The organism is Marivita sp. NO-S04 (genome assembly GCF_059070475.1).
Genome location: NZ_CM180980.1, coordinates 3386103 through 3402592, shown reverse-complemented (window position 1 = coordinate 3402592; position 16490 = coordinate 3386103). Strand labels below are relative to the sequence as shown.

Annotated in this window: 14 protein-coding genes; 6 read left to right on the top strand and 8 right to left on the bottom strand. The window is 59.4% G+C overall.

The features are described from left to right. Positions 1 to 60 precede the first annotated feature (60 nt). From ACK3EW_RS17345 to ACK3EW_RS17330, 4 genes are read right to left on the bottom strand one after another with little or no spacing between them, the layout of a single operon-like run. Entirely contained in the window at positions 61 to 2103 is a 2043-nt protein-coding gene (locus ACK3EW_RS17345; protein ID WP_493807147.1) for a hypothetical protein, read from the bottom strand. Next, positions 2103 to 4874 carry a DUF4159 domain-containing protein gene (locus ACK3EW_RS17340; RefSeq protein ID WP_493807146.1) on the bottom strand — a complete coding sequence of 924 codons (2772 nt, stop codon included), beginning with the start codon at positions 4872 to 4874 and terminating at the stop codon, positions 2103 to 2105. The genes ACK3EW_RS17345 and ACK3EW_RS17340 overlap by 1 nt, the downstream gene beginning before the upstream one ends. Continuing rightward, positions 4871 to 5746: a DUF58 domain-containing protein gene (locus tag ACK3EW_RS17335; RefSeq protein WP_085632396.1), complete on the bottom strand. Its 876-nt coding sequence runs from the start codon at positions 5744 to 5746 to the stop codon at positions 4871 to 4873. The genes ACK3EW_RS17340 and ACK3EW_RS17335 overlap by 4 nt, the downstream gene beginning before the upstream one ends. Then, entirely contained in the window at positions 5743 to 6750 is a 1008-nt protein-coding gene (locus tag ACK3EW_RS17330) for an AAA family ATPase (RefSeq protein WP_493807145.1), read from the bottom strand. Before ACK3EW_RS17330 ends, ACK3EW_RS17335 begins: the two co-directional genes overlap by 4 nt. Positions 6751 to 6820: 70 nt before the next feature. Here ACK3EW_RS17330 and ACK3EW_RS17325 point away from each other — a divergent pair, with 70 nt between their 5' ends. Further along, on the top strand, positions 6821 to 7411 hold the full coding sequence (locus ACK3EW_RS17325) for a DUF1285 domain-containing protein (protein ID WP_493807144.1): 591 nt from the start codon (positions 6821 to 6823) through the stop codon (positions 7409 to 7411). A 72-nt stretch (positions 7412 to 7483) separates the two neighbouring features. Here the strand turns inward: ACK3EW_RS17325 and ACK3EW_RS17320 are convergent, their stop codons facing one another. Then, positions 7484 to 8302 carry a sulfotransferase family protein gene (locus ACK3EW_RS17320; protein ID WP_493807143.1) on the bottom strand — a complete coding sequence of 273 codons (819 nt, stop codon included), beginning with the start codon at positions 8300 to 8302 and terminating at the stop codon, positions 7484 to 7486. A gap of 141 nt (positions 8303 to 8443) precedes the next feature. Between ACK3EW_RS17320 and ACK3EW_RS17315 the strand changes: the two genes are divergently transcribed. After that, on the top strand, positions 8444 to 10021 hold the full coding sequence (locus tag ACK3EW_RS17315; RefSeq protein WP_493807142.1) for a DUF5928 domain-containing protein: 1578 nt from the start codon (positions 8444 to 8446) through the stop codon (positions 10019 to 10021). 11 nt (positions 10022 to 10032) lie between these two features. Then, the gene (locus ACK3EW_RS17310) at positions 10033 to 10404 is read left to right on the top strand and encodes a histidine triad nucleotide-binding protein (RefSeq protein ID WP_493807141.1); all 372 of its coding nucleotides are present in this window, start codon (positions 10033 to 10035) and stop codon (positions 10402 to 10404) included. Positions 10405 to 10482: 78 nt separating this feature from the next. On the opposite strand, the gene ACK3EW_RS17305 is transcribed toward ACK3EW_RS17310, so the two are convergent. After that, the gene (locus tag ACK3EW_RS17305; protein ID WP_493807140.1) at positions 10483 to 11400 is read right to left on the bottom strand and encodes an ABC transporter ATP-binding protein; all 918 of its coding nucleotides are present in this window, start codon (positions 11398 to 11400) and stop codon (positions 10483 to 10485) included. A gap of 76 nt (positions 11401 to 11476) precedes the next feature. Between ACK3EW_RS17305 and ACK3EW_RS17300 the strand changes: the two genes are divergently transcribed. Beyond that, on the top strand, positions 11477 to 11662 hold the full coding sequence (locus ACK3EW_RS17300; RefSeq protein WP_493807139.1) for a zinc-finger domain-containing protein: 186 nt from the start codon (positions 11477 to 11479) through the stop codon (positions 11660 to 11662). After that, positions 11659 to 12285 carry a Pr6Pr family membrane protein gene (locus tag ACK3EW_RS17295; RefSeq protein ID WP_493807138.1) on the top strand — a complete coding sequence of 209 codons (627 nt, stop codon included), beginning with the start codon at positions 11659 to 11661 and terminating at the stop codon, positions 12283 to 12285. The genes ACK3EW_RS17300 and ACK3EW_RS17295 overlap by 4 nt, the downstream gene beginning before the upstream one ends. Here the strand turns inward: ACK3EW_RS17295 and ACK3EW_RS17290 are convergent. Together ACK3EW_RS17290 and ACK3EW_RS17285 are read right to left on the bottom strand one after the other, a co-directional pair. Next, entirely contained in the window at positions 12282 to 12797 is a 516-nt protein-coding gene (locus tag ACK3EW_RS17290) for a hypothetical protein (protein WP_493807137.1), read from the bottom strand. The genes ACK3EW_RS17295 and ACK3EW_RS17290 overlap by 4 nt on opposite strands. A 135-nt stretch (positions 12798 to 12932) precedes the next feature. Next, complete coding sequence (locus ACK3EW_RS17285; protein ID WP_439118734.1) at positions 12933 to 13523, bottom strand: hypothetical protein; 591 nt, start codon at positions 13521 to 13523, stop codon at positions 12933 to 12935. Positions 13524 to 13639: 116 nt separating this feature from the next. Here ACK3EW_RS17285 and polA point away from each other — a divergent pair, with 116 nt between their 5' ends. Beyond that, positions 13640 to 16441: a DNA polymerase I gene (gene polA / locus ACK3EW_RS17280; RefSeq protein ID WP_493807136.1), complete on the top strand. Its 2802-nt coding sequence runs from the start codon at positions 13640 to 13642 to the stop codon at positions 16439 to 16441. Positions 16442 to 16490 lie beyond the last annotated feature (49 nt).

Here is a 16490-nt window from a genome sequence, read left to right as displayed (position 1 = left end):
TGTTTCGCGCGCGAAACAATGCGTCCGGTTCGGACCTTTTAACCTTTTGTTAACAGAGCTTTATGTCCGCCGACCTTCGCGAAGCCAAGCGCCAAGGATCAGGCCAGAGGCCAGAAGCAGAACCAACCAGCCGGGTAACATCGGTGTTTGAGTCACATCCAGAGTCTCGAACGCCTCACGCGGGGTGATGCCAAGCCAGCCGCGACCAGCCGCAGAGCGGCCTTCGCCGACGGCGCGGATGCTGGGCAGGCCGTCTTCCAGAGGGCGCACGCCGCCGCGTGTGCCATCGACGGCAGGTTCAAGCAAATCACCGCTGGCGATCGTCTGTTCGAACTCGCGCGGGGCGGCAGGGCCAAGGCCCACAACTGCATCCTGATCACCTTCGGCCAAGCGATAGAGCCCAATCTCGGGTCCGGTGTAGAGCGCCTCAAAACGGCCCGGCGTTACCTCTTCCAGCGTGATCTCTTCTCCGGTGCCATCGGGGCGCGTGACGGTCACGGTGCCGATGGTTTCGTCCAACGTGCGGCGGATGATGCGCATGGTCTGGCCCGTGGGTTCGGCCCAGAGCGCCTCTTCCTCAAGCTCGGGTTCCTTCATCATCCAGTGCGCGAGACGGCGCAACAGGTCGAGCTGTGGGCCACCGCCCTCGAAGCCGCGCGACCAGAGCCATGCATGATCCGACGCAATCAGCGCAACGCGGCCTTCACCGACGCGGTCAAGGACGAGCAGCGGTTTATCGTCAATGCCGCTCATCACGACGTCGCCGCCGATAGGATCGACCTCGATCTGGCGCATCCAGCGGCCCCATGTGTCGGCCCCGGCAAGGCCGGAGGTGACGGGGTGGCGATTGCCGAGATCGGTGATGGCGGGACGATAGCCGCGTTCGATCACGCGAGCGGTGGGTTCGGCGGGAATGATATCTGCCAGAGGAGAGCGGTAAATGCTGTCGGCGCTGGCGAAATCGGGACCAGCTGCGACCAGGACAGCGCCGCCCCCTTCGACATAGTTCGCCACGTTGTCGAGATAGATCGCAGGCAGGATGCCGCGCCGCTTGTAGCGGTCGAAGATGATCAGGTCGAAATCCTCGATCTTCTCAAGGAACAATTCGCGGGTCGGGAAGGCGATCAGAGACAGTTCGGTGACCGGCACGCCGTCCTGCTTTTCAGGTGGGCGCAGGATGGTGAAATGCACCAGATCAACCGAGCTGTCGGACTTGAGCAAGTTGCGCCATGTGCGACCGCCTGCGTGTGGTTCACCGCTGACCAGAAGCACACGCAGACGATCGCGCACGCCGTTGATCTGGACAAGCGCGGTGTTGTTGCGGTCGGTCAGTTCGTCGTCAGCGGTGGGAACGGTGAACTGGATCACGTTCAGCCCGCCGTGGGGCAGGGTGATCGGCAATTCGATGTCTTCGCCAATGGGCATGTCAAAGCGCTGCGGCTCTGCGCCGTCGACTGAGATATCGATCACGGTCGAGGTGGCTTGCGGGGCCGCGCCGTCGTCTTCGACACGCAGGGTCAGAGTGACGGGTTCACCAAGGATGGCGAAGGCCGGAGCGTTCTTGACGATCAGTCGGCGGTCCCAGTCAGTTTCCTTGCCTGTTAGCAGCAGGTGAAGCGGCGCGGGAAGGTCTGGAGTGCGTTCCAGATCATGAACGCGCCCGTCGCTGAGAAGGAAGATGCCCGCGATGCGACCGCGCGGTTCTTCGGCCAAGGCATCAGAGACGGCGGACATGAGCAGCGTGCCAGTGTCGCCTTCGCCGTCGCGCACCTCGATCCGGCGGATTTCCGTGTTGTCGCGGGCGTTGAGTTGTGCGGCCAGAGACACGGCGGCGTTGGTGGTGTCGTTCAGGCGATCCCCCAGCGATTGGCTGGCGCTTTTGTCTTCAACGATCAGAACGATGTTGGACAGCGGGGCGCGGTCTTCGACCTGATAGGACGGCTGTGCCAAAGCTGCGAGCACAACCAAAGCGGCCAGCGCGCGCAGTGCCCAGCCCTGCAAACCGCGCCAGAGGGCCAGACCTACGCCAAGTGCGGCGAGCATTGCCAGAACAGCGATGAACAGCCACGGGAGAAGTGGATCGAAGACAATGCTGCCGGTCATCAATTGCCCAATCTGTCAAGAAGTGCAGGGACGTGAACCTGATCGGATTTGTAGTTCCCGGTCAGCACGTGCATGACCAGATTTACCCCGAAGCGATACGCGATCTCGCGCTGGCGTTCGCCGGAATAGCCGCGTCCGATGGGGAACAGTGCGTTGCCGCGTTCATCCATCGCCCAGGCTGACGCCCAATCGTTGCCGCCGATGATCACCGGAGTGACATTGTCGTTGAGGTTGCGGAAGGGCATGCCTTCGACCAGTTCGGCATCAGGTGGTGCGGCTTCGACCCAGACATCGCGGCTGTTGTGACGGCCGGGGAAATCCTGCAGCAGGTAAAAAGTGCGGGTGAGCACGTGGTCCTCCGGTACCGGCTCAAGCGGCGGAATGTCCAGCGGTGCTGCCAATTGTTGCAGCTTGCGTCCATTCGGGCTGCCGGTGCCGAAACGGGCGATGTCGGCATCGCGGGTGTCGAACATGATCATCCCGCCAGAGCGAAGGTACGTGTTCAGCTTTGCATAGGCTTCGGCCGAAGGTGTGGGTTGGTCGGGTGTGATCGGCCAATACAGGAACGGGAAGAATGCCAGTTCATCGGTTTCCAAGTTCACTGCGACTGGTGCCGCGGGTTCGACGGATGTGCGGAAGAACAGTGTTTCGGACAGGCCCAACAGGCCAGCTTGCGCTGTGCGGTCCAGAGTAGTGTCGCCGGTGATGACATGGGCGAATGTCACTTCGGCTGTGGCCGCGAGAGCGAACTGATCTTCGGTCGATTGCGCCTGTGCCGGGGTGATGGGCATCACTAGCAGGGCAAGAGCGATCCCGGCTGCGGTGGTCGTGCGGGGGCCGGAGAGGCGACCGGAAAGGAAGAGCGAGGCGATGATGTCTGCCAAGAGTAGCGCGATTGCGAGGGCGAGGAGCCAGCCTGCCAGCGGGGTTTCTTCGGACTGGGTCAGCCCTTCTACTGTAATGTCGGAGGGCCACGTGACCGGAGTCAAAGTGGTGTCGGACGACAGCACGTTGCGGGCCATGGTGCGGTCCTGACTTTGGTAAAGGCCGGGGCGCAGATCGGGGCCAAGATCGGCGTCGACCATGTTTTCGCCGGGCACGCCGGGCAGTGTGCTGCCATCGTTCAGTGATCCGAACGAGTCCAGTACCATGTTGGGCTGCCAAATCGTTCCGGCGAGGTCTTCTGCGCTGGGCTGGCTTGCGCTTCCTGCGGCAACGGCGAGACGTTCAAGCATCTGCACGAAGAGGCCGGACAATGGCAGGGACGACCATTCTGCATTGGCCGTGACGTGGAACAGAATGATCTGGCCCTGACCTACGGCTTTGCGGGTGACCAGTGGCGTGCCGTCGGTGAGTTGCGCGATCACCCGTTCGGCCAAAGCCGGGTCGGGCTGTGCCATGACCTGCGCTGTCACGGTCACGTCGGGTGGGATGGACAGGCCAAAGAACGGGCTGTCTTCGCTGAATTCGGCGAGCGATTTTGGTTCACCCCAGCTCATCGCGCCACCGACGCTGCGGCCTCCGGCGCGCAGGCGCACGGGCATCAGCGGGTCTTCGGTTTCGCGGCTGATGTCGCTTGCGGCAAGGCGTTGCCCGGCAAAGCGCAGCAGGATTCCACCGCCATCGAGCCAGTCGAGCAGGGCTTCTTCCTCGGCGGCGCCCATTGTGGCCACATCGGCCAGCGCGATCACATCCGGGTTCGCAGGGATCATATCCATCAGCGCCCCACTGAGCAGGTCAGCGCTGGGTTCAAGCGCTTTTTCGAGATAATGCAGGGGCGAGAGAAGTTGCAGCCCCTCGCGGTCTTCGCGGCCAGCCATCAGAGCGACTTCGCGGCGGCGCAGGCTGTCGTCGGGCAGGGTTGTGGCACCGGCGCTGCGGTTGCCTTCGATTTCGAACCGGGTGATCCGCGCGCGCAGTTCCGAAGGCAATGACAACGCGGTTTCGGTCGCGGTGGCGTCGGCGTCAAAGGTAGCGGTGGCGCGCGCCAGAACGGCAGGGTTGCCCGCGGGGTCGCGCCCTTGGGCGAGGATTGTCACTTCGCGGTCACTGCCCGACTGGGCGCGTAGGGCGGTCAGGACGATGTTGCCATCTTCGAACCGCGCTGGCGCGAGGCCGAGGATGGATTGTCCGGCCTGAAACACAGTGACAGTTCCACGGTCTTGGAGGGTCGACAGAAGGGGAGTACGGCTGTCGCGTTCGAGCCCGTCGGACATCCAATAGGTGTCGAAATCACCTTCGGGCAAAAGCTCGAGCGCGCGGGTGATTTGGGCTTCACCCGGTTCCCAAGGCTCAGGAGACAGACCGACCAAGCGCGCCCGCAGATCGTCTGCGGTTTGGAAGCTGGTGGGTTCAGGTGAGCTCAGCTTGAGCAATGCCACGCGGCGGTCATCGCGGGCGGCTTGGACAAGCAAGCCGTCCAGCGCTTGTGTTCGCGCGCGCCAGCTTGCAGCACTGGCCCAAGAACCATCCATGACAACAAGAAGCGGGCCGTCATTCGCAGTGATGTCGTCGGTCTGCGGGTTCAGGATCGGACCGGCAAGTCCAATGATCAGGGCTGCGACCGCCAACATTCGGAGCAGCAATAACCACCACGGAGTGCGGTCACTGACCTGATCGTCGTCCTTGAGGCCGAGCAGCAGCACAACGCCGGGGAACATGCGGCGGATCGGTGCCGGGGGCACTGCACGCAGGATCAGCCAAAGGATCGGCAGCGCGAGAAGCGTCAGCAGAAGCCAAGGTGTCGCAAAGCCGATGCCAAATAGCGTCATCCGTGAGCCCCATCCATAGCCCGGTAAATCCAGAGAAGCGCCGATTGCGCGCTCTCACTTGTGTGGTGGCAAAGATATTGCCAGCCGGTTACCCGCGACAGGCGTTCCAGCCGGTCTTTGCGTTCAGCCAGCCGATCCAGATACTGCGTCCGCAGGTCGCCTGCCTTTAGTGTTTCGTGCACAATACCGCCGCCGATGCTTTGGAAGATTGTGCGGCCGTCGAAGGGAAAGCTCTCTTCGCTTGGGTCAAGGATTTGCACCAAAGCACCCCGTACGCCACGGTCGGCTGCTTTGGTCAGTGCGGCTTCGACCGGGGCGGGATCGCCGAGGAAATCGGAAAAGAAGATTGCGCGCGATTGCGGGATCATCCCGCGCGCCTCGGGTTCGGCGTAATCGTCGCCATGATCAACGGACAGCATCTGTGCCAAGCGTGTGATCTGTGCCTGACCACGCCGGGGCGGAAGTTCAAATCCGGTCAGCCCAACCCGCTCGCCCCCCCTGATCAACAAAATTGCGCTTGCCAGAGCCAGTGTACGGGCGCGGTCGGCTTTTGTGCTTAGATTGGCGTCGGAGGCAAAGCGCATCGACGCGGCCTGATCGACCCAAACAATGACGCTTTGTGCGATCTGCCATTCGCGTTCGCGCACGAATTGCGTGTCGCTGCGGGCGGACCGCCGCCAGTCGATATCGCGGAGGGCATCACCTTGCTGCATGGGGCGGTATTGCCAGAAATCATCGCCCAAGCCAGACCGGCGTCGACCGTGTTCGCCCAAGAGGACCGTTCCCGCCAGGTGTTCTGCCCGTGCCAAAAGCGCGGGCAGCTTGGCCGCTTCTTCTTCCGAGCGTTGACGGAGGGCGGTGATGGTTGTCACGCAGCGGCCTCGGTCGCCACCATGCGGTGGGCGACTTCGTCAATCAGGCTGCCCAGGTCCTCACCACGGGCACGGGCCGAGAACGTGAGCGCCATACGGTGGGTCAATACGGGGCGGGCCATATTGATCACGTCTTGCGGCGACGGGGCAAGGCGCCCCTCAAGCAAGGCGCGTGCACGCACCGTCAGCATCAGCGCTTGTGCAGCACGCGGGCCGGGCCCCCATGCGACAGTGTCTTTGACGCGTTCGCCAGACATCGGATCATGCGGACGGAAGGCGCGGACCAGATCGAGAATCATTTCGACCACGGCATCTCCGACGGGCATGCGCCGCAGCAGTTTCTGCGCCGCGATCAGTTCAGCTGCGGTGAACACCTCATAGGCGTCTGCTTCTTCTGCTCCGGTGGTGGCGAGCAGAATTTCCTTTTCTGTCTTGCGGTCGGGATACTGCACGTCGATTTGCACAAGGAAACGGTCAAGCTGCGCCTCGGGAAGGGGGTAGGTGCCTTCCTGTTCAATCGGGTTCTGGGTTGCCAGAACGTGGAACGGCGCATCCAATTTGCGGGTTTCGCCCGCGACCGTGACCACCTTTTCCTGCATCGCCTGCAGGAGCGCCGATTGTGTCCGCGGGCTGGCGCGGTTGATTTCGTCCGCCATCAGGAGCTGACAGAAGATCGGACCCTGAATGAACTTGAACGCCCTGCTGCCATCGCTTCCGGTTTCCAGAACTTCGGAACCAAGGATGTCGGCGGGCATCAGGTCGGGGGTGAACTGAACGCGGTTGCCATTGAGGCCCATGACCGTCGACACGGTTTCAACCAGACGGGTTTTTCCAAGGCCGGGAAGGCCGATCAGAAGACCGTGGCCGCCGCACAATAGCGAGGTCAACGTCAGTTCGACGACGCGTTCCTGACCGATGAAGCGGCGGGTGATTGCGGTCTTGGCCTGCGCCAGCTTGTCTTCCAGCGCTTCGATCTCTGCGACCAAATCTTCGCCTGTGGCCATGACGTGTCTCCCTTGCGCATTACGTCTGTTTCAGGAAAGTGTAACGCGCAAAGGGAAAATGGCAAAAGCAATGAGCGCACAAGATCGTGTTATTCCGTCCGCCGAAGGCATCGCTGCCTCTGTTCGCGCCACCAAGAGCAAAGGTTTGCCGCCGGTCCATTTGTGGAACCCGCCCTTTTGCGGTGATCTGGACATGCGCATCGCCCGTGACGGGACGTGGTTCTATCTTGGCACACCGATCGGGCGCGCGCCTCTGGTCAAACTTTTCTCGTCGATCCTGCGGAAAGATGGCGACAAGTATTTTCTTGTGACCCCTGTCGAAAAAGTGGGCATCACAGTGGATGACGCGCCATTCGTCGCCACGGATTTCGAAATTGTGGGTGAGGGCGAGGCGCAGGTTCTGACCTTTACCACCCATGTGGGCGATACGGCTGTTGCGGGGTCGGATCATCCGATCCGGGTCGAGCGGGATGCGGAGACCGGGGAGCCGTCACCTTATGTGCTTGTGCGTGCCAATCTGGAGGCGTTGATCGATCGCAAGAGCTTCTACCGCTTAGTCGAATGTGGAGCGCATCACATGGTGGATGGTCAAAGCTGGTTTGGCGTCTGGTCGGATGGCGCGTTTTTTCCGATCATTCCTTCGGACGAGCTGCCGGAATGATTGGCACGGAAAGCCGCTTCGAAGCGGCTTAGAAACGCTTTTCGAAAAGCGTTGGTCCTAAAGCTCCTGCCGTCAATCACCCAGTTTGGCGTGGACTTCGTCGAGGTCGATCTCTCCGATGGGCATCTTGTTTCCCGGATGTTCGAAATCGTATTTGAAGAGCTCGAAATCCTTTTTGTAGATTTCGTAGATCAGGTGCATCGACAGATCATCAAAATAATCCTCGACCGGATGGGCCCGTTTCGGCCCGTGCCCTTCGCTTTCGTTGAAGCGCGGGATCTCACTTAGATCGATTTTCTGTTTTGTTTCAACATGTTTGAGAACGTCAGCCATGCCGTCATAGAAGCTTTCGGTCCAGAAGATGTTATCATACCGGCCACCGTTGACGATGAACGTGCTGATATGGCCTGACATCGCCGACCAATGAATGTCCGGATCCATCGGGCGGCGCCAGCGAATGGTGTCGCGGGCAAACAGCAGGAAGCGACGGAAGCTTTTGATCTGATCAAAATCCTGCTTGCCATCGTCGCCGCCGACTTCGATCCCGTATTTCTGTATCAGCAGCGGGACAAGATTGCCGCGATAGCGTTTACCGTTGCGCTGGATGCCGCAGATCTTGTCGAAGAACGAGCTCAGGATGCGGGTATATGGGTTGCGCACGCAGGTGAAGGCATAGGTGTCATGCGCCTGAATGCGTTGCGTGATCGGGTCTTTCGAGTGGTCCAGCGCCCATTTGTGCAGGCCACTTTGCGCGTCGTGGATGTCGCCGTCAAAAAACGTGCCATGGTCGGAATAGAACATGATCTGACCAATGGTCGAGCATGCGCATTTCGGGACCACGCGATAAACCATGCTTTCGCTTTCGGTCATCCATGTGCCGGGAAATCCCATCGTTCTGCCGCCTCCAGCCTCGTTCCGGGCTCTTGTCGTCCGGTAACGTATACAAAAAATCAAAGAAAGTCGGTTTATTCAATCTCTGAACACGCTTATCACTACAAGAACGAGGTAAAAGTTGGGCAAATGAAGAGCTGAATGGCGAATATTGCCTTCATACTGCTGTGTCACAAGGACCCGGACGCAATCATCCGACAGGCACTGAGCCTGACAGCGGTCGGAGATTATATATCCATCCATTTCGATGCCCGCGCTGACGCAGCGGCCTACACGGCGATCCATACGGCGCTGTCGGACAACCCGAACGTCACCTTCGCCAAGAAACGAATCAAGTGTGGCTGGGGAGAATGGTCGCTGGTGCAGGCGACGCTTTACGCCGTCGAAGCTGCGGTCGAGGCGTTTCCCCGTGCAACCCATTTCTACATGCTGTCGGGGGATTGTCAGGCGATCAAGACCGCCGAGTATGCACATGAATATCTGGACCGTATGGATGCGGATTTCATCGAAAGCTTTGACTTTTTCGCGTCGGACTGGATCAAGACCGGAATGAAGGAAGAGCGGCTGATCTACCGCCACTATTTCAACGAGCGAACTCAAAAGTGGATCTTCTATCAAAGCTTCAATCTGCAGAGAAAGCTGGGATTGAAGCGCAAGGTTCCTGATGATCTCGAGATTCAGATCGGCAGCCAGTGGTGGTGTCTGCGGCGTCGGACGATTGAGGCGATCCTCGATTTCGTCAGGCAGCGACGGGATGTCATGCGCTTTTTCAGCACCACATGGATCCCTGACGAGACCTTTTTCCAGACACTTGTGCGGCACCTCGTGCCCGAAAACGAGATCGAATGCCGGACGCTGACCTTTCTGATGTTCTCGGATTACGGGATGCCGGTCACCTTCTACAACGACCATTATGATCTTCTGCTCAGCCAGGATTTCCTGTTTGCCCGCAAGATCAGCCCGGAGGCCCTGCTCTTGAAGGAGCGGCTTGGGTCGCTTTATTCGGCAAAGGGTGTGAATTTCCAAATCTCGAACGAAGGTCGGTCGCTTTACAAGTTTCTGACCGGCAAGGGCCGCATTGGTCGCCGCTTTGCGCCGCGGTTCTGGGAAACCGAGAGTACGCTTGGGCGAGAGCGCGAGTTGCTGATCGTGGTCTGCAAGAAATGGCATGTGGCCAAGCGGCTTGTCTCGCGCATCCGACAGCAGACGAACGTTCCTTGCATTGAATACCTGTTCAACGAGGAGCAGACAGACCTGCCGGATATGGGAGGCATTCAATCGACGCTCGGCAAGCGGCACCGCCATCGGCGGTCGTTGATGCGGATGCTGTTCGACTATTTCGACTCAGATCGCATGGTGGTCTGCATGGACCCGGGCAATCTTGACCTGCTTGAGGATTTTTGTCGCGACCGGGCAACGACTCGGCTTCTCGAGGTCAATTGCACTTTCACGGATGATTATCTGATCGGTCATGCGATGCGTGTCGGTCTGGCCGGCGAACGCACGCCGCAGGAAACGCTGGAGCGACTTTTGCCGACGATCCGCAATGATATCGTGCATGAAAGCGACCGGATTCGCGATGCCGAGTTCGAAAATCACCTGCGTATCCGCGAAGAAGACAGCATTGAGGCCAACGCTGCGGCTTTAGCCAGCTTTTTGGCGATCCCATCAGAGCAAGCGATTGAAATCGCACGTTCGGACCATCTTTTTGCAGACTGAGGACATGCCGCATGGGCTATAGCTATGACGACCAGAACATCTTCGCCAAAATTTTGCGCGGCGAGATCCCGAATGCCACTGTGCTTGAAACCGAACACACGCTGGCGTTCCGGGATATCCAGCCGCAAGCGCCAGTGCATGTGCTGGTGATCCCGAAAGGGCCTTATGTGTGCTACGATCACTTCGTACTTGAAGCGAGCGATGCAGAGATCGTGGATTTCAATCGGGCTGTGGGTGAGGTCGTGAAAGCCGAAGGGTTGCAGTCGGGCGGATACCGGATCATCTCGAACGCCGGTGAAGCCGGTGTGCAGGAGGTGCCGCATCTGCATGTCCACGTGCTTGGCGGACGGGGGCTTGGTCGCATGCTGCAACCGGCGCGGTGAAGGCTTTTCGAAAAGCCTTTGGCCACAATTTCGAAATTGTGGGCAAGCGTTTTGGAAAACGCTGATCCGTCCATGGTGTCAGGCCGAGCGCGTCAGAGACAAGAACACGTCTTCCAGATCAGCCTGTTCGGTGCGGACATCGCGGATGCGCACGCCGTTGTCGCGCAGCATTGAAAGCACATCTTCGGCGGAAGTCTGGCGGGCGCGATAGGTAACTGCAATTGTGCCGTCGTCGCGCGTCGTTACACCGATGCCGTCCACTTCGGGAAGCTGGCCCACCGCGCTGTCGGGCTGTATGACCATTGTCTTGGCGTCCAGCGCCCCCAGCAGATTGCTGGTGCTGTCGCGGGCCACCACTTCGCCATGGTTGATGATTGCGATCTCGTCGCACATTTCTTCGGCCTCTTCGAGGTAATGCGTGGTCAGGATGATCGTCATGCCCTCTTCGCGGTTCAGCTTGCGTACATTGGTCCAGAGCATCTGGCGCAGCTCGATATCCACACCGGCTGTCGGTTCATCCAGCACCAGAACATGCGGGTGGTGCACCAGCGCCTTGCCCAGCAGAAGCCGCCGCCGCATGCCGCCTGACAGCGTCCGGGCATAGGCCTCGGCCTTGTCGGTGAGGCCAATCATTTCGAGAATTTCGTCAGAACGGCGCTGCGCTTTGGGGACGCCGTAAAGCCCCGCCTGCACCTCCAAAGCACCGCGCGGTGTGAAGAACGGGTCTAGGTTCAACTCTTGCGGCATCACGCCTATGGCTGCACGAGACTGGCGTGGGTTCACATCTTGATCCCAGCCCCAGATCGTTACCCTGCCTGCGCTTTTGGTCACCAGACCTGCCAGAATATTGATGAGCGTCGATTTTCCGGCTCCGTTCGGCCCTAAAAGACCAAAGACTGATCCGCGTGGAACGGTCAGGTTGATACCTTTCAGGGCGTCTTTGCCTCCGGAATAAGTCTTTTTCAGCCCTTCGATCTCAATGGCGTGCTGTGTCATTGCTGTCTCTTGCTCCCGTGGCCGCGTCGTCTTAAACCGCACCTAGTGGAAATTCCGAACGAAGGAAACGCAGTAGATGGCTACGCAAGCGCCCGAAACCAAGATCGTGGACAGCTACCGCATCGCCTGTGATGGCGGCGAAGGGGCCTTGGGGCACCCACGCGTCTGGCTGCAAATCCCGCACGACACGGGTTGGGTCGAGTGCGGCTATTGCGATGCGAAATACATCCACACAGATTTCGCCGACCAACAGGACTCATGACGCCAAAACGGTTTTGCGCGGCGCTTCTGGCGCTCGCCGTTTGTGTGACGATCGTCACGCGGGTTTGGCTGCGGATCGACCGATACGACATCGGGCTGCTTGAGACGCTGGCGTTCAATTATCGGTTTTTCACCATCTGGACAAACACGCTTGTCGGTTTGACCTGCGCGTGGGTTGCGCTGGGCGGACGCGAGCCGGCAAAGGCACAAGGCGGTCTTTTGCTGTCGATTTCGATGGTGGCTATTGTCTACCATGTTTTGCTTGCCCATCTGCGCGACTACCAAGGCATCGACATGGTGATCGACCTCATGCTGCACACGCTGATCCCACTGGGTTTTGCAGGCTATTGGCTGGTGTTCGTGCAGAAGGCCGATCTGAGATTTCCAGACATTCCGCCGTGGCTGATCCTGCCGCTGCTTTATTGTATTGTGGCCATGGTGCGTGCTGGGTTCTTCGATGGGCGCTACCCTTACCATTTCCTTAACCTGAGCGACCTAGGACCGCTGCGCACGGGGATCAACATCTTTGGTTTGCTGGTGGTGTTCTCGGGTTTTGGAGCACTGATTGTCTGGTCGGGACAACGGTTGGGCCGCCGTCCCGCCTTTGCCGGAACCGCCCTTTAGCTGATCGGGATCGGCGCAGGCCCACAGGGCAGCACTGGCGTGTTATCGTCTGGCCCGGTCAGGAATTGCAGCACCTTTTCACCAGACCATGCCATGATCTCGCGCCCCTGATTGTCCAACCCGCTGCCGATCACTGTGCCGGTTTCGTTGTTGAGTGTATGGTAAAGCACGTTCGCTTCCATACCGTTTTCGCAGATCAGGCTGGCGCGCCCCGGGGTCTGCGGCCCTCCCGCGACCCATTCGCCATTGCAGGCCGTGCCGTCGTCCAGAAAGCCGATGACAATGCCGGTGTCCCAGCCATGCGCCTGGCCGTCGAAATAGACTCCGTCGGTCCCGATGCAGGCCAACGCGCGCACGCAATTTGCTTTGTCGTAAGGGACATTCTCACAGACCGGAAGGCTGGCTTTCAGGTTGGTTTTGGGACTGAGCCCATCAAGGTTTAGGGTCTCATTGGCCATCGCGGCCTGACTCAGGAACAGAATCGAAACACCAAGGAACGCACCGCGCAGCATACAGCCTCCACACCAAGAAAAAGCGTAACACCCGGAAGATAGGCTGCCGGATATGATCTGCCAATGACCCTGCGGGCGTGGATATGCCCGAACATGCCATCATGCCCGTTTTTGCTTTCAAAGCGCGTCTATGTATCAGCCATGGGATTTTGCGAAACGCCCGCGCATGATCTGAATCCCATCGAATCCCCACATAACCGTCAACCCGATCCCGAGAAGCACGGCATTGTAACTGAATATGTTTCCGGATGCGCTGACGGATGTTGCGAGGAAGAGCATCACAATGAACGCGATGAGATAGAACAAGCCGCGCACAGGCCGTCCGGCTGGATAACAGTGGAGGCCGAGAAATCCGCCGAAATACCAAAGTGCGCCGGTTGCCACACGCTGTCCTATGCTTGTTTTGGCTTTGGCAGAGCGGGGCGGCGGTGGGGGTGTTCCGGCGCCGCAGTTCGCGCAATTCGGCACACCAAGAGCAACGGACGATCCACAATAGGCGCAGGCGATGGCTGGCTGCCTTTGCACACGCTTCAAGGTATTGAGGCCGAACGCGACAAGACCTTTGACAGGGCTATTGTTCAGATATGCGGTAATACTGGTCTGCATGGCATCCAGAGAGGTTTTGTGACTCTCATGTTGGGACTGAAACATCGCATGCCCTTTCTTAAATATCACTGACAGCGATAGAAAACGAATGCGGCGGCCTTTGGTCCAAAGCGCGCCCATTTGCGGGAAAAGCAGCGCCCAGGGTTGTGGCGTCCCATTGGCATGTGCAGCGGCACTGGCCCCCCTCTGCAATCCGTGGCAGAACCGCATGTGATTGCAAAAACAGGGCGCGCGACATGGCATTTGGCAAAGGACATCACCTTCACCTGATCGACGGCTCGGCCTTCATTTTTCGCGCATACCACGCGCTGCCGCCCCTGACGCGCAAATCCGACGGCCTGCCCATCGGGGCTGTCAGCGGGTTTTGCAACATGCTGCAACGCTATGTCGAAGGGAATGCCGGGTCAGATGTGACCCATGTGGCGGTAATCTTTGACAAGGGCAGCCACACATTCCGCAATGACATGTACGACCAGTACAAGGCCAACCGCGAGGCGATGCCAGAAGACCTGCGTCCGCAAATCCCTTTGACCCGCCGTGCCACCGAGGCGTTCAACATCGCTTGCGAAGAGCTCGAGGGATACGAGGCTGACGATATCATCGCCACTTTGGCCGTGCAGGGGCGCAAGGCTGGTGGGCGGGTGACGATCATAAGCTCCGACAAGGACCTGATGCAGCTGGTGGGCGACGGGGTCGAAATGTTCGATGCCATGAAGAACCGCACCATCGACCGCGAGGGCGTTTTCGAGAAATTCGGTGTCTATCCGGAACGGGTGGTCGATGTGCAGGCTTTGGCCGGCGACAGCGTCGACAACGTACCCGGCGCGCCCGGCATCGGGATCAAGACGGCGGCGCTGCTGATCAATGAGTTTGGGTCGCTGGAAGAGTTGTTGGACCGCGCAGGCGAGATCAAGCAACCCAAACGCCGCGAGACCTTGATCGCAAAGCGCGAGCAGATCGAGATGTCGAAAAAGTTGGTTTTGCTGGACGAGAACACGCCGCTTGGGTTCACTATCGACGATCTAGAGGTGCGTGACCCCGATCCCGACAAGCTGATGACGTTCTTGGCCGAGATGGAGTTTCGAACGCTTACCAAACGCATCGCGGAGGCGCTCAAGGTCGAGGCGCCCGCCATCCCTGACACGACGCCCGAGGGCGCGAATCCTCCGTCCGGGGATGCCCCGGAATTGCCTGCGATGGACACTTCCCGTTACGAGTGTGTGCGGGATTTGAAGGCCCTTCAGGCTTGGATCGATGCAGCAAATGAAACGGGCTGGGTGGCGTTTGACACGGAAACCACAGGTCTGAATGAAATGACCGCTGATCTCGTCGGCATCTCGCTCTGTGTTGAGCCGGGAAAGGCATGTTACATCCCGCTGCTTCACCGTGCCGAGGGTGGTGAGGGTTTGTTCGGCTCTGATGATCTGGCCGAAGGGCAGATCCCATTGTACGATGCGCTGGACGCTTTGAAACCGCTGTTGGAAGACCCGGCGGTTATGAAGATCGGCCAGAACATGAAATACGACGCCAAAATCATGGCGCGTTTGGGGATCAGTGTCGCGCCCATCGACGACACGATGCTCATGTCTTACGCGATGAACGCGGGGCTGCATGGCCACGGCATGGACACGCTGGCCGAACGCTATCTGGGCCATACGCCAATCCCGATCAAGGATCTGCTGGGCAGCGGCAAGAGCCAAATCACCTTTGACCGCGTGCCCATCGACAAAGCCGTGCCCTATGCGGCTGAGGATGCAGAGGTCACGTTGCGGCTGTGGCAGATGTTCAAGCCGCAGCTTCACCAAACCAAGGTGACACGCGTCTATGAGGGCATGGAACGCCCGCTGGTTCCGGTGCTGGCCGAGATGGAGATGGCCGGCATCAAGGTTGATCGCGATACGCTGTCTCGCATGTCCAATGCGTTCAGCCAAAAGATGGCCGGGTTGGAAGACGAGATTTACGAGCTTGTGGGCCGCAAGTTCAATGTAGGCTCACCCAAGCAGTTGGGTGAGATCCTGTTCGATGAGATGGGATTGGAAGGCGGCAAGCGCGGGAAAACAGGCGCTTATGCGACTGGCGCTGACGTGCTGGAGGATCTGGCGACTGAGCATGAACTGCCACGCCGGGTGCTTGACTGGCGGCAGTTGAGCAAGCTGAAATCCACTTATACCGACGCATTGCAGGACCACATCAACCGCGAGACGGGGCGCGTTCACACGTCTTATTCGATCGCGGGTGCGAACACTGGCCGTCTGGCCTCAACCGATCCGAACCTGCAAAACATCCCAATCCGCACTGAGGAAGGCCGCCGCATCCGGGAGGCGTTTGTCGCCGAAGAGGGCAAGACGCTGGTAGCGCTGGATTATTCCCAGATCGAGTTGCGCATCCTTGCGCATATCGCGGATATTCAGGCGCTGAAGGACGCGTTCAAGGAAGGGCAGGACATTCACGCCGCCACCGCGTCGGAAATGTTCAATGTGCCATTGGACGAGATGACACCAGATGTGCGCCGTCAGGCGAAGGCGATCAACTTTGGTGTGATCTATGGGATCAGCGGCTTCGGCCTTGCCCGCAACCTGCGCATTCCGCGGGCCGAAGCGCAGGGGTTCATCGACCGCTATTTTGAACGCTTCCCCGGTATCAAGGCCTATATGGATGAGACCACAAAGTTCGCGCAGGAGCATAACCGCGTGGAAACCCTGTTCGGTCGGGTGATCCACACGCCCGAGATCAACGCCAAAGGCCCGCGCGCAGGCTTTGCCAAACGCGCCGCAATCAACGCGCCAATTCAGGGCACGGCGGCAGACATCATCCGTCGCGCGATGATCCTCATGCCGGATGCAATTGCGGGATTGCCTGCGAAGATGCTGCTGCAGGTGCATGACGAATTGCTGTTCGAGGTGGATCAGGGGGCCGAGGACGATCTGATCAAGGTCGTGCGTGAAGTGATGGAAGGCGCTGCTGATCCAGTGGTTCACCTGACAGTGCCCCTGATCGCCGATGCTGGGCAAGGCAAGAACTGGGCCGAGGCGCATTGATGCGGGGAAGAGATTTAGAAATCTCTTCCCAAGGCTCTTGCAAGAGCCT